Below are 13,039 nucleotides of genomic sequence, written 5' to 3'. Positions count from 1 at the left end.
TTTCGGACCGGCGGCGAACGGATGATAGCTGGCAGCAGAACCCGAAAGGCAGTAGCAAATAGCGCCTGTTCGTCCTAGGGTGGAGCCATGAATGGGAAAACTTCAAGGACCGTGGCCTCGATGACCCGAAGCATGTTCGCGATCGCTGCCGGGGCAGGCATGGTCCTGGGGATGCTGGCGGTGCTCTGGATGTTCTGGCCGATCCGCGAGAACGGCTATGGCGGCAGCCTGGGCGATCTGGGCCTCCCGCTGGCATACGGCGCGGTTGCCGGAGTGCTGATGGGGCTTGTCTGCTGCAGCGGTGCGTATGCGGCCATTGAAATCCAGGCCATGGGGAACCATCTGGTCTCAGCTGCCAGGCAATCGGCCGCTGCCGGAATCGGCGCGGTCCTCGCGGCACTGCTTCCGGCGTTGGCCATAGCCGCGCTGGGCCTGGGCGAAATCGATCCGGCCCCGTTCCTGGGCACGGCCCTGGGGTTCCTGGCAGCGTGCTTTGCCTCGGGCTTCGCTATCCTGGCTGGGCTCAACCGCTGCGCGGCCCGCGGCTGAGGCCATCCGGGCTCCGCGGCCAGGCGCTGGCTGGCTACTGGCTGGAAGCTGCTGGCAGTGCAGGGCGTGCTGTGGCACTTTTGGAAGCGGGCGCTTGGCCCAAGCGCCGGGGACGAAAGCAGACCAGGAGTGCAAATGAAGTTCAAGAGCCATCTCGCCGCATGCGCCGTGGCCGGCCTGCTGGCCGGGGCGGTGGGGCTGGCCGGAATTCCGGGGGCCCACGCCAGCGGCACGACCTACACCCAAGAGGTCTCCAGCGCCGCTACCTGCGCCATGATGGAAACCGCCACGGTGGATGCCTTCAAGGCGTCCGGGTACGAAGTCGGCAGCCACGCCTGCCTGGAAGGCAATGGCCGCTACACCCTGGTGATCGAGTACTCGCAATAGTTCCCGGGCGCCACGTGACGATTATCTAGCTGCTGGCGCACCCCGTGCAGACGTGTAAATTCGGGGCGCATCCAGCCGGGGGCGATACCCTTGGAGTATGGCCCCACGTACCCAGTCTCAGGGGACGAAGAAGACCGCGGCGCGCAAACCCAAGGCGCCTGGCTCCTCGTCCTCCAAGAAAACGCCCGAGAACCCGGATGCGGAACTCGCCCTGCCGCTGCGCGCAATACGCAGCGTGTGGATGGGCATTGCCCGGATCTTCGGCGGCGCATTCCGCCGCATCGGCGGAACCGTCAAGCCTGACTACGAGCTGCGCCGCGACGGCACCGGACTGTTCCTCGCGCTGATCTCGATGATCGTCGCGATCATCGAATGGTGGGGCCTGCGCGATGCGGGCTGGTTCGGCACCGGCGTGCACGCGGTCGCCGGCGGCACCCTGGGCTTCATGGCCGTGCTGCTGCCGGTGATCTTGTTCATCGGCGCCTTCCGGCTCTTCCGCTACCCGGAGGCGGTCACCGCGAACAACCGCATCGGCATCGGCCTGCTGATCATGACGCTCTCCGGCTCGTCCATCGCCTCGCTGGCCAACGGCTCGCCAGCGGTCTCCGACGATTTCCAGGCACTCTGGAATGCCGGCGGCATGGCCGGTTCCATCCTGGGCACCCCGCTGGGCCTGCTGATCTCGGTCCCGGGCGCCATGGCCGTGTTCATCTTCCTGGTGGTCATGTCCATCCTGATTGTCACCGCCACGCCATTTACGCAGATCCCTTCGCGCGTGCGTTCGGGCTACAACCGCCTGCTGGGCCAGGACCCGGATGCACCCCGTGCCACCCGACCCACGGCCGCAGTGGAACTTGATCCAGCCGGCGAGGACCATGACCAGTCCTACCTCTACCCGCAGGACGAGGCTCCGGCCCCCGCTGCCAGGAAGAAGAAGCCCGGCTTCTTCGAACGCCGGGCCGCGGCCGCCCGCAAGGTCACCGAGGTCTACGACGTGGACGGCGGCGAGCACGCTGAACGCCCCGGCGATGTCGCCTACGACAAGGCGGTCATCGGCCAGGATGATCCTGCCGAGCAGTCCACCGGCGCGATGCCTGCCGTCAACCGCAACTCCGGCAAGATCTTCGACGCCGACGAGGCCGCCACCCAGGCCATCGCCCGCCCGGACTTCGAGTCCGCCGCCGCCCCGGCCCAGGAAGACACCGCCACGGTGGCCATCCCGAAGCCCTCCGGTCCTCCGCCAGGGGTCAAGCGCCCGACCAAGGCCGAATCCGAGATGGCCGAGATCATGGCCAATATCGGGCTGAAGGCCGAACCCGAGGCCACCACCTCCGCGATGGACCAGGTCTCCTCGCGCGCCGCCGGGCTCGCCGCATCCCCGCAGGCCCCGATCCCCGCGCGCAGCGAGCAGCTGCAGCTGTCCGGGGATGTCACCTACACCCTGCCCGAGGAGCACTACCTTCCTGCCGGCCCGCCGGCCAAGGAAGCCTCCGAGGCCAACCAGGTGGTGGTCGATGCGCTGACCAACACCCTGCAGCAGTTCAAGGTCGACGCCAAGGTCACCGGGTTCTCCCGCGGGCCCACGGTGACCCGCTACGAGATCGAGCTGGCCCCGGGCACCAAGGTGGAGAAGGTCACCGCGCTGTCCAAGAACATCTCCTATGCGGTGGCTTCCTCGGATGTGCGCATCCTCTCGCCGATTCCGGGCAAGTCCGCCATCGGCATCGAGATCCCGAACACCGACAAGGAAGTCGTGGCGCTGGGCGATGTGCTGCGCAGCTCCAATGCCCGCAAGACCGAGCACCCGATGGTGATGGGCGTGGGCAAGGACGTGGAAGGCGGCTTCGTCGTGGCCAACCTGGCCAAGATGCCGCACCTGTTGGTGGCAGGCGCCACCGGCGCGGGCAAGTCCTCGTTCGTGAACTCGATGATCACCTCGATCCTGATGCGCTCCACCCCGGACGAGGTGCGCATGGTCATGGTCGACCCCAAGCGCGTGGAGCTGACCGCCTACGAAGGCGTGCCGCACCTGATCACCCCGATCATCACCAACCCGAAGAAGGCCGCCGAGGCACTGGGCTGGGTGGTCCGCGAAATGGACACCCGCTACGACGATCTGGCCAACTTCGGTTTCAAGCACATCGACGACTTCAACAAGGCGGTCAAGGCCGGCAAGGTGCACCCTCCGGAGGGTTCCAAGCGCGTGCTCAAGCCCTACCCGTACCTGCTGGTGATCGTCGATGAGCTCGCCGACTTGATGATGGTCGCCCCGCGCGATGTCGAAGAGTCGATCGTGCGCATCACCCAGCTGGCGCGTGCTGCCGGCATCCACTTGGTGCTGGCCACCCAGCGCCCCTCGGTGGATGTGGTCACCGGCTTGATCAAGGCCAACGTGCCCTCGCGCATGGCCTTCGCGACCTCATCGGTCACCGACTCCCGTGTGGTCCTGGACCAGCCCGGGGCCGAGAAGCTGCTGGGCCAGGGCGACGCCCTGTTCCTGCCGATGGGCACCTCCAAGCCGATGCGCGTGCAGGGCGCCTGGGTGACCGAATCCGAAATCCACCGCGTGGTCGAGCACGTCAAGAGCCAGCTGAAGCCCGAGTACCGGGAAGACGTGATCCCGGCTGCCGAGAAGAAGAAGCAGATCGATGAGGACATCGGAGACGATCTGGATCTGCTGCTGCAGGCTACCGAGCTCGTGGTCACCAGCCAGTTCGGCTCCACCTCGATGCTGCAGCGCAAGCTGCGCGTGGGTTTCGCCAAGGCCGGACGCCTGATGGACCTGATGGAATCGCGGGGCGTGGTCGGCCCTTCCGAGGGCTCCAAGGCCCGCGATGTGCTGATCCAGCCCGATGACCTGCCCATGGTCCTGGCCGCGATGCGCGGCGATGACCCGGCGACCAGCACCCCGTCGGCCACCGAGGCCGCGCTGGTGGCCGAAGCCAACGTGAACCACGCCGAGCCGGTCACCGACTATGCCGAGGACCTGGTTGCCAAGGATCTGGATGATCGCCCGCAAGCCGTCGACTACTTCGATGGCTCCGACGAACCTGGCGAAGACGCCTGGGACCTGACAGGAAGAAACTGAAACCCATGAGCGAGCAAGCTGGCCGCAGTGCCCAGCCACCGGTACCGACGCTGAACATCGCCAACGTGCTCACTACCATCCGCATCATCATGGTGCCTTTCTTCGTCTGGGCCCTGATGGCCGATAACCACGAGCAAGGCCTGTGGCGCTGGGTCGCGCTGGGACTTTTCGTGGTGGCCATGTACACCGACAAGCTCGACGGGGACCTGGCGCGCAGCCGCGGGCTGGTCACCAACTTCGGCAAGATCGCGGACCCGATCGCCGACAAGCTGCTCACCGGTTCGGCGCTGGTTTGCTTCTCGATCCTGGCCGAGCTGCCTTGGTGGGTCACCATCGTGATCCTGGTGCGCGAATGGGGCATCACCGTGCTGCGCGTGGTGGTCATCCGCTACGGCGTGATTGCCGCGAATATGGGCGGCAAGATCAAGACCGTGTTGCAGGCCATCGTGATCGGCCTGTACCTGCTGCCCTACACCCACACCATTGACTGGCTGGGCACCGTGGCGTGGTACCTGATGCTGCTGACCCTGGCCGTCACCGTGGTCACCGGACTGGAATACCTGGTCAAGGCCGGCCAGCTGGCAGCCGCGGCCAAGAAGCAGAAGTAGGGCCGGCACCATGAAGCCCCAGGCACCCGAGGTGATCGCCAAGGCCATTGAAGGCGATGTGCAGCTGGCTACGGCCGAATCGCTGACCGCTGGCATGATTGCCGCGCGCCTGGCCGAGGTGCCCGGCGCCTCGGCGGTGCTGCGCGGGGGAGTTGTCAGCTATTCCTCGGCGGTGAAGTCATCGCTGCTGGGCGTCGACGAGATGCTGCTTGCCTCCAAGGGATCGGTGGATCCCGAGGTTGCCCGGCAGATGGCCGTAGGGGCGCAGCGTGCCTGCGGTGCAGACGCGGCGATTTCTGCAACCGGGGTCGCTGGACCGGACCCGCACGATGGCAAGGCGGTGGGAACCGTGTATATTGGGTGGGCCATGGGCGCTGACTCGGGATCCGAAGTCCACCACTTCGTGGGAGACCGGGCACAGATCCGCGAGCAGAGCACCCTGGCGGCACTTCACCAGTTCGCTGCCATCTTGGATAAAGCTTCTTCACAGTAAGACGCGAAATACTCTTCTTCCCGAGATGTTACGCAAAAATCACGGCATATGTGGCGTAGGTCGCATTTAAGTGATTAGGGTGAATGTACGGGAACAAAATCGTATGACCTGTCGTTGTACGAATTGCAGGGCCGCAAGGATGGCCCCCGTATTTGATTAGATCTTCGAGATGGACCTAGGAGCAGAGGCTAAATTCATGGTCAAGCAACCCGTAACTGTCAATGGTGTCGTCCGTTGGCGCGATATGGGAGAAGCCCATATGGTCCAGCCCGAGAAGGAGGAGCACAAAATGGTAGTACTCCGTCATGAAATCGGCGATGTTCTGCGCGACGTCCGTCAGCGCCAGGGACGTACCCTTCGCGAGGTTTCGCATAGCGCACGTGTTTCCCTTGGCTACCTGTCCGAGGTTGAGCGTGGCCAGAAGGAAGCCTCTTCGGAGCTGCTCTCCTCGATCTGCGTGGCGCTGGAAATCCCATTGTCCCTGATGCTCCGTGAAGTATCCGAGCGCGTTGCCCTGGCAGAGGGCATTGCTATCCCGGATACCGTCCCTACGGATATGGCCAACGAGTTTGCGGCCAAGAGCGGCAACAAGCCATTGGCCTCGGTCTAGAACCAAATTTTTTAGGGCTACCGCTACTCAGTAATCGAGACTGCCGGCAGCCGTGCAAGGAGCCTGCGCGAAATGCGTGGGCTCCTTGCCTATGCGTGGGAGAATAATTAGGTGAAAATCAGCGATTTCTGGCGCAACATGGAAAACGAGTTCGGCGCGCGGTACTCCCACGTGCTGGCCGATTCCATGGCCCTTACCGAACTTGGCAGCCTTACCGCCGCGCAGGCGCTGGACAAGGGCATCAAGCCCAAGCAGATTTGGGAAGCCCTGTGCAAGGCGCAAGACATTCCGGCCGAACGCTGGCTTGGCGTGGATATCGAGCCGAAGGAATCGTAGCGACTCCGTTCGAAAGTCCCGGCACTGGATCTTCGAACATGCCGTGTTGAATTTCGAACACCTGTTCGGATAGGGTTATCCTAGAAGCAACGCAGGAAACTGCACCAAGAACTTAAGCACTGAGACTGTCCACACTTGAGGGCTATCGGAGTCCAAAGTGTCGGTGGGCAAGCATACTGTCTATTGCAGGACAAAATTCATGAGCAAGTACGTAGCAGGCTTGCAAGAGCAAAGGTGAACCATGGCAGCAAAAAATGATCGGGAAAAGGCGCTAGAGGCTGTCCTGGGCCAAATCGACAAGGCCTACGGCAAGGGCTCGGTCATGCGCCTGGGCGATGAAACCCGTGCACCCATTGAAGTAATTCCTACCGGTTCGGTTGCCTTGGATGTCGCCCTTGGCATTGGCGGCCTGCCACGAGGCCGCGTGGTTGAAATCTACGGCCCTGAGTCCTCGGGTAAAACCACGGTTGCCCTGCATGCAGTCGCCAGCGCGCAGAAGGCCGGCGGCGTTGCGGCTTTCATCGATGCTGAGCACGCGCTTGATCCGGAATACGCCAAGAAGCTGGGCGTCGACACCGACGCACTGCTGGTCTCCCAGCCGGATACCGGCGAGCAGGCTCTGGAAATCATGGATATGCTCGTGGGCTCCGGCGCGCTGGATATCATCGTCATCGACTCCGTGGCAGCGCTGGTTCCACGTGCCGAAATCGAAGGCGAAATGGGTGACAGCCATGTCGGCCTGCAGGCCCGCTTGATGTCCCAGGCTCTGCGCAAGATCACCGGCCGCCTCTCGGCCTCGAAGACTACCGCAATCTTCATCAACCAGCTGCGTGAAAAGATTGGCGTCTTCTTCGGCAGCCCGGAAACCACCACTGGCGGCAAGGCGCTGAAGTTCTACGCTTCGGTCCGCATCGACATCCGCCGCATTGAGACCCTGAAAGAGGGCACCAATGCGGTCGGCAACCGCACCCGCTGCAAGGTCGTCAAGAACAAGATGGCTCCTCCTTTCAAGCAGGCTGAATTCGACATCCTGTACGGCCACGGCATCTCCCGCGAAGGTTCGCTCATCGATATGGGTGTCGAGCATAACCTGGTCAAGAAGTCCGGTGCCTGGTTCACCTACGACGGGGACCAGCTGGGCCAGGGCAAGGAAAACGCCCGCCGCTTCCTGCGCGACAACCCGGATCTGGCCGACGAACTCGAGCGCCAGATCTTGCAGAAGCTCGGCGTTCTGCCACAGGAAGAAGTTGAAGAAGACGAGACCGAACTGCGAGTCGTCGAGGGCGATAAGTAGTGGCCCCAGGCTTCCAGCGACGTAGCGTCCGACCCGGAAAGAATTCCGGGTCGGACGCTACGTCCGTTTCCAAAGAGTTCCAGGGGGATCCCGAGGACATGCCGGACTGGGCAAAACCCAGCCCGGAAGAAGTGGAAGCACAAGCGGCTGAGGAATCAGCTAGGCGGGAACGCGCCGCCCGGCGCGCCGCAACCCCAGCCATGCCAGCGGGCAGCACCTCCCGCACCATTGCCAGCTTCCCGGAGGAATCCAGGAAACCGGGCAGTGTTGAAGAGCTGCGTGCGGCGATGGAACAGATTGTTGCCGCGCCCGCACCGGCCAAACCCTCGAAGCAGGAACGCCGCGAAGCACGCGAAGCGAGAAAAGCGGCGCGCGAAGCCGGGGAGCCCGAAGAGCTCAGCGATGACCAGTGGCGGGAAAAGGCGCGTGGCATTTTGCTGCGCCAGCTCACAGCCAGCGACAAGACCGCGAAACAGCTCAAGGACAAGCTTCTTGACAACCAATGCCCTGAGGATATCGCTGATGAAGTCATCGACCGGTATGCCGAGATCAATCTCGTTGATGATGAACGCTTTGCGAAGTCGTGGGTAGTTGCCCGCGCGCGCTCGCGCGGTTTGGCCCGTGGGGCGATCAAGCGCGAGCTGCGCACCAAGGGCGTAGACGATGAACTGGCCGCTGAAGCGCTTGAGCAGATTGATGATGAGGCCGAGGAGCAGCGGGCCCGTGAACTGGTTCGCGCGAAACTGCGCCCGGAATCCATGGGCGCAGATCGGGATAGGGCATTACGCCGACTAGTAGGGATGCTGGGGCGTAAAGGCTACAACGGCGGCTTGGCCTTCAAGGTCGCGCGCGAAGAATGGGAAGAGCGCTTCGGTAGCCGCTACTGATTGCGCTTCGGATCCTGGGCAGGTGCTTTGCTGCGGCGTCCAAGCCAATCGTCAATGCCCTGGTATGCCCACAGGATCAAGGCGGCGATCCCGGCAAGCACCGAGCCAACACCGATATTGAACAGCAGGTCATCGGTCTCGTGGTCCATCGGCGGGAGGAGGCCGATGGCGATCGGGATGGCGAAAAGGAAAAGTGCGGATATTCCGGCCATCCAGATATGGAAGACCTTCATGCCGCGTGACAAGCGCAATGGGCGGGATTTCTCGGGTTCCGGTTGTGGGCGGGGTGAATGGTTTTCCACGGAAATCTCTCTCATAGGCCGAATTGGCTAGTTGATAGTCTAATTCAATCCTAACCCTTCCGAGGGAAGCGGTGAATCCGGCGATTAGCGGGCACGCGCTGCGAACAGCACGCCGGAGCGCGTCCCAAGGTCACCTGTATTTCAGCAGTACCCAATCTTCGGTAATCTTGAAGAGTGACTGAGCAACATACCTTGAGCAACATCGGCAGTGGAGAACTACCCCGTACCTATGAAGTACGTACCTTCGGCTGCCAAATGAACGTGCACGATTCCGAGCGGCTCTCCGGTCTCCTGGAAGATGCGGGCCTAAGCCGCAAATCCGAAGAGCTGGCCGAAGAAGCAGCCGACGTCGTCGTCTTCAATACCTGCGCAGTGCGTGAAAACGCAGACAACAAGCTCTACGGGCATCTGGGCCTGCTGAAGAACCTGAAGGCCGAACGCCCCAATATGCAAATTGCCGTCGGCGGGTGCCTTGCCCAGAAGGACCGGGACACCATCGTCAAGAAAGCCCCATGGGTAGACGTGGTGTTCGGCACGCACAATATCGGTTCGTTGCCTACGCTGCTGGCCCGCTCGCGCCACAACCAGGAGGCGCAACTGGAGATCCTGGAATCACTGGATGTCTTCCCATCCACCTTGCCGACTCGACGCGAATCCGTGTACGCAGGCTGGGTCTCCATTTCCGTGGGTTGCAACAATACCTGCACCTTCTGCATCGTCCCATCCTTGCGCGGCAAGGAGCGCGATCGCCGCCCGGGCGAGATCCTCGCCGAAATCCAGGCCCTGGTCGATGATGGGGCCATCGAAGTGACCCTGCTGGGCCAGAACGTGAATTCCTACGGCGTGGAATTCGGAGACCGCTTGGCCTTCGGCAAGTTGCTGCGCGCTTGCGGCGAAATAGAAGGACTCGAACGCGTGCGCTTCACCAGCCCGCACCCAGCGGCCTTCACCGATGACGTCATCGATGCCATGGCCGAGACCCCGAACGTGATGCCGCAGCTGCATATGCCGCTGCAGTCCGGCTCGGACAGGGTGCTCAAGGAAATGCGCCGCTCCTACCGGTCCAAGAAATTCCTGGGCATCCTGGAAAAGGTTCGCGAACGCATCCCGCATGCGGCAATCACCACCGACATCATCGTTGGCTTCCCGGGCGAAACCGAAGAGGACTTCCAAGCCACCCTCGACGTGGTTGAAGCGTCGCGATTCTCCTCGGCATTCACCTTCCAGTATTCCAAGCGGCCGGGAACACCGGCAGCCGAACTTGAAGACCAGCTGCCCAAGGCCGTGGTCCAGGAACGCTACGAGCGACTGACCGCGCTCCAGGACCGCATTGCCAAGGAAGAGAATGCGAAGCAGCTGGGCCGTACCGTAGAAGTGATGGCCACCGAGCAGTCCGGACGCAAGTCCGGGGAAACCCGGCGCCTGTCCGGACGCTCGCAGGACCAGCGCCTGGTGCACTTCTCTGTGCCTGACGGAGCCCAAGCCCCGCGCCCAGGCGATCTGGTCACCCTGCCTATTACCGAAGTGGCATCATTCCACCTGATTTCCGATCCCACCGCTGACCAGTACTCCCTGCGCCGTTCGCGTGCCGGGGATGCCTGGGACCGTGCCCAAGCCGAAAGCTGCGGGGTACCTTCCCCAGCTGCGAACGGTTCCATCGGCCGCACGAGCTTGGGCATGCCAACCTTGAAAGTGCGTAGCTAAGTACATGACCAATTCGAACCTGCCGGTCATCGCCATCGTCGGCCCCACCGGCACCGGCAAGTCAGATTTGGCTATTGCCCTGGCCCGGGAACTGGGCGGGGAAATCGTCAATTCAGATGCCCTGCAGTTCTACCGCGGCATGGATATCGGCACCGCGAAGCTGCCGGTGGATGAACGTGGCGGCATCGAGCATCATTTGCTCGACACCATGGCCATCACCGAGGAAGCGTCCGTCGCGGCCTTCCAAGCCCAAGCCCGCGACCACTTCGCCCGAATCCAGGCCCGCGGCAAGATTCCGGTGATGGTCGGCGGCTCTGGACTGTATGTACGCGCAGCACTTGACGTCATCGATTTCCCGCCGACGGATCCCGGGGTCAGGAAACGGCTGGAGGCTGAGGTCGAGGCCGAAGGCGACGGACCCCTGCGCCGCCGTTTGGCCGAGGTGGACCCGGTGTCAGCTGGGCGCAACCTGGATTTGCGCCGCGCGATCCGGGCCTTTGAAGTCTACGAGATTTCCGGGCGGGCCTTCAGCTCCTTCATGCCGCAACGCGAGTATGCCGCACCGGCAATCCAGATCGGTTTGAACTATGACCGGCATGCATTGCACGAAGCCCTGGAGGCCCGCGTGCACAAGATGGATGCCATGGGATTAGCCGAAGAAGTCGCAGGACTTCTTGAACAAGGATTACGCGAAGGCAAGACCGCTTCGCGTGCCATCGGGTACCAGCAGTACATTGACTACTTGGATGGGCTGATCACCCGAGCCGAAGCCATCGACCAGACGATCATCGCCACGCGCAAGTTCGCGCGACGGCAGATCACCTGGTTCAATGCAGACCAGCGGGTCAACTGGCTGAACCCGATCGAACCGGGACTGCTGGAAAAAACGCTGAAGATCATTGGCTAGCCAACATACGCAGGAAAACTCTAGGAGCATTGATGTACCGCACCGAACTAGGACAGCTGGCTGGACAACATTTTGCCAAGGGCCACGCTACCGGCAACGACTTCGTACTGGTTGCAGACCCTGAAGCAAAGCTCGAAATCACCCCCGAACAGGTAGCGGCCCTGTGCCATCGCCGATTCGGCATTGGCGGCGACGGGCTCATCCGTGCCGTGCCAACCTCCAAGGTTCCGGGATACGAAGAGCAGTTCCTGGAGAACCCCAAGGCCTACTGGTTCATGGATTACCGGAACAACGACGGTTCCATCGCCGAAATGTGCGGCAATGGCGTGCGTGCCTTCGCGCACTACCTGATTGCCGAGGGGCTGGTGAGCCTCCAGGTGGGGCAAAGCTTCCAGATCGGCAGCCGTGCAGGGGTCAAGGAAATTACCCGCCTGGTCGATGGCTACGCAGTGAACCTGGGTCCTTGGGGCCTGATCTTCGAGCAGGACGCGGCCGAAAAATCCGTGGACTCCATGGTCAAGCCGCGTGGCTGGGAACAGGCCCTGCCGGCCTTGAGCATCACCATGGGCAATCCGCACACCGTTGTGGCGTTGCCCGATGCCCGAATGCTCGAAGAATTGGACCTGTTCCAGGCACCAGAGGTATCTCCCGTTCCTGCCCACGGCACCAACGTGGAATTCGTGGTTCCATCCGAACCGCTGATTGAAGAAGACGGAGTTGCCCAGGTCCAGATGCGCGTCCATGAACGCGGGGTAGGCGAGACCCTCTCTTGCGGTACCGGTGCCTGCGCGGCTGCAGCTGCCGTACGCTACTGGGCGCGCAGCACCGCGCTGATCAACCAGTGGGCTGTTGCGGTGCCAGGCGGCGTGGTCGGCGTTGAATTCCGCGGCAATGCAAGCGGCGGAGAAGATACGATCCTCAGCGGCCCAGCGGATCTGGTGGCGCGCGGGATCCTCGGTGCGCAGTAGAACTGATCCGGTTCTTCGCAGAACCGCAGATTGGCTCGGCAGCCGATCTGCGGTTTGCCTTCGGTCCTCTAGGCCGGGCGCGCTACCTTCAGCACGCGGAAGGCCTTGGCGGTCGCTTCGCGGGTGATCTTCCACTCCGAGGGAAGCTGCTCAACCAGCCACTTCTGCAAGGAGTCACTGCCAAGGTTCTTCTGCACCACCATCCAGGCCTCGCCGCCCGGGGCCAAACGCGGCAACCACAGCATCAGCAGCTCATGCAGGGCATCCTTGCCGATGCGAATGGGCGGGTTGGACCAGATGGTGTCGAATTCCAGGTTCGGATCCACGGATTCAGGAGTGCCGACAACAACGTTGGACAAGCCCAACGCCGTGGCGTTCAAGCGGGCCAGATCGATGGAACGCTCATTGACGTCGACGCCGTAGACCTCGGACTGCGGGGACTGCTCGGCAGCGGCCAAGGTGATGGGCCCCCAGCCGCACCCGATATCCAGGATGCGTCCGCGAGGGGCCGGCACGTACTGCAGCAATACCGCTGTGCCCTTATCCAGCCCGGCAGGGGAGAAAATGCCGGAGGCCGTCTGCACTTTGCGCAGCGAGCCATTGAGCTCGACTTCGATGGTGCGACGTTCGTCTGCCGAGGCCGGGCTGGCGGTGAAGTAGTGATCCGAGGTCATAGGCAAAGTTTATCGCCCAGTACGGTTACCCCAAAGAACAGGGTCGCCAACGTGAGCAAAGCGATATAGGCACGACACGATATCACTGATAGAGTTTTCCCTATGACTTTCATTTTCGTCTAATACGTAATCCTCTTGGTTACCCGCGATTCCACGAGCTGGCCGTGCACTTCTTGCGCGCCCACCTGCATGAATCAGCAGACAGCAAAGTCATTTCCCCTTCTTGGCAGTT

General features: G+C 62.5%; 14 protein-coding genes. 12 read left to right on the top strand and 2 right to left on the bottom strand.

The genetic code is table 11. The annotated features are described in order from the left end of the window. Positions 1 to 87 precede the first annotated feature (87 nt). From ACIOU9_RS06455 to ACIOU9_RS06415, 9 genes are all read left to right on the top strand, one after another. Complete coding sequence (locus tag ACIOU9_RS06455; RefSeq protein ID WP_146112309.1) at positions 88 to 549, top strand: hypothetical protein; 462 nt, start codon at positions 88 to 90, stop codon at positions 547 to 549. A gap of 135 nt (positions 550 to 684) precedes the next feature. Further along, positions 685 to 936 (top strand): hypothetical protein, encoded by a 252-nt coding sequence (locus ACIOU9_RS06450; RefSeq protein ID WP_105658172.1) that lies wholly within the window; start codon positions 685 to 687, stop codon positions 934 to 936. 97 nt (positions 937 to 1,033) lie between these two features. Further along, a complete protein-coding gene (locus ACIOU9_RS06445; RefSeq protein WP_402696346.1) occupies positions 1,034 to 4,024 on the top strand; it encodes a DNA translocase FtsK 4TM domain-containing protein in 2,991 nt (996 codons plus the stop codon). Between the two features lie 5 nt (positions 4,025 to 4,029). Continuing rightward, positions 4,030 to 4,632 carry a CDP-diacylglycerol--glycerol-3-phosphate 3-phosphatidyltransferase gene (gene pgsA, locus ACIOU9_RS06440; RefSeq protein ID WP_105658170.1) on the top strand — a complete coding sequence of 201 codons (603 nt, stop codon included), beginning with the start codon at positions 4,030 to 4,032 and terminating at the stop codon, positions 4,630 to 4,632. A 10-nt stretch (positions 4,633 to 4,642) separates the two neighbouring features. Continuing rightward, positions 4,643 to 5,125: a CinA family protein gene (locus ACIOU9_RS06435; RefSeq protein ID WP_105658169.1), complete on the top strand. Its 483-nt coding sequence runs from the start codon at positions 4,643 to 4,645 to the stop codon at positions 5,123 to 5,125. 196 nt (positions 5,126 to 5,321) lie between these two features. After that, positions 5,322 to 5,735: a helix-turn-helix domain-containing protein gene (locus tag ACIOU9_RS06430; protein WP_105658240.1), complete on the top strand. Its 414-nt coding sequence runs from the start codon at positions 5,322 to 5,324 to the stop codon at positions 5,733 to 5,735. Between the two features lie 111 nt (positions 5,736 to 5,846). Next, a complete protein-coding gene (locus ACIOU9_RS06425; protein ID WP_105658168.1) occupies positions 5,847 to 6,071 on the top strand; it encodes a DUF3046 domain-containing protein in 225 nt (74 codons plus the stop codon). Between the two features lie 241 nt (positions 6,072 to 6,312). Continuing rightward, on the top strand, positions 6,313 to 7,365 hold the full coding sequence (recA, locus tag ACIOU9_RS06420; RefSeq protein WP_105658167.1) for a recombinase RecA: 1,053 nt from the start codon (positions 6,313 to 6,315) through the stop codon (positions 7,363 to 7,365). 98 nt (positions 7,366 to 7,463) lie between these two features. Then, positions 7,464 to 8,252: a regulatory protein RecX gene (locus ACIOU9_RS06415; protein ID WP_105658166.1), complete on the top strand. Its 789-nt coding sequence runs from the start codon at positions 7,464 to 7,466 to the stop codon at positions 8,250 to 8,252. Here ACIOU9_RS06415 and ACIOU9_RS06410 read toward each other — a convergent pair. Beyond that, positions 8,246 to 8,554, bottom strand: a complete 309-nt coding sequence (locus ACIOU9_RS06410; protein ID WP_133832956.1) for a hypothetical protein — start codon at positions 8,552 to 8,554, stop codon at positions 8,246 to 8,248. The two genes, ACIOU9_RS06415 and ACIOU9_RS06410, sit on opposite strands and share 7 nt — an antisense overlap. Before the next feature lie 174 nt (positions 8,555 to 8,728). On the opposite strand from ACIOU9_RS06410, the gene miaB reads away from it, so the two are divergent. The 3 genes from miaB to dapF are packed head-to-tail and all read left to right on the top strand — an operon-like array spanning position 8,729 to position 12,133. Beyond that, positions 8,729 to 10,258: a tRNA (N6-isopentenyl adenosine(37)-C2)-methylthiotransferase MiaB gene (gene miaB / locus ACIOU9_RS06405; protein ID WP_105658164.1), complete on the top strand. Its 1,530-nt coding sequence runs from the start codon at positions 8,729 to 8,731 to the stop codon at positions 10,256 to 10,258. A 4-nt stretch (positions 10,259 to 10,262) separates the two neighbouring features. Continuing rightward, entirely contained in the window at positions 10,263 to 11,165 is a 903-nt protein-coding gene (miaA, locus tag ACIOU9_RS06400) for a tRNA (adenosine(37)-N6)-dimethylallyltransferase MiaA (protein WP_105658163.1), read from the top strand. Between the two features lie 32 nt (positions 11,166 to 11,197). Beyond that, positions 11,198 to 12,133, top strand: coding sequence for a diaminopimelate epimerase (dapF, locus tag ACIOU9_RS06395; RefSeq protein ID WP_105658162.1), 936 nt, complete (start codon positions 11,198 to 11,200; stop codon positions 12,131 to 12,133). Positions 12,134 to 12,201: 68 nt separating this feature from the next. On the opposite strand, the gene ACIOU9_RS06390 is transcribed toward dapF, so the two are convergent. Next, positions 12,202 to 12,807, bottom strand: a complete 606-nt coding sequence (locus ACIOU9_RS06390; RefSeq protein WP_105658161.1) for a class I SAM-dependent methyltransferase — start codon at positions 12,805 to 12,807, stop codon at positions 12,202 to 12,204. Between the last annotated feature and the right edge of the window lie 232 nt (positions 12,808 to 13,039).

Source organism: Glutamicibacter sp. NPDC087583, from assembly GCF_044743685.1.
GTDB lineage: Bacteria > Actinomycetota > Actinomycetes > Actinomycetales > Micrococcaceae > Glutamicibacter.
Note: the sequence above shows the minus strand (reverse complement) of the source record. Positions and strands in the feature narration are given on the sequence as shown.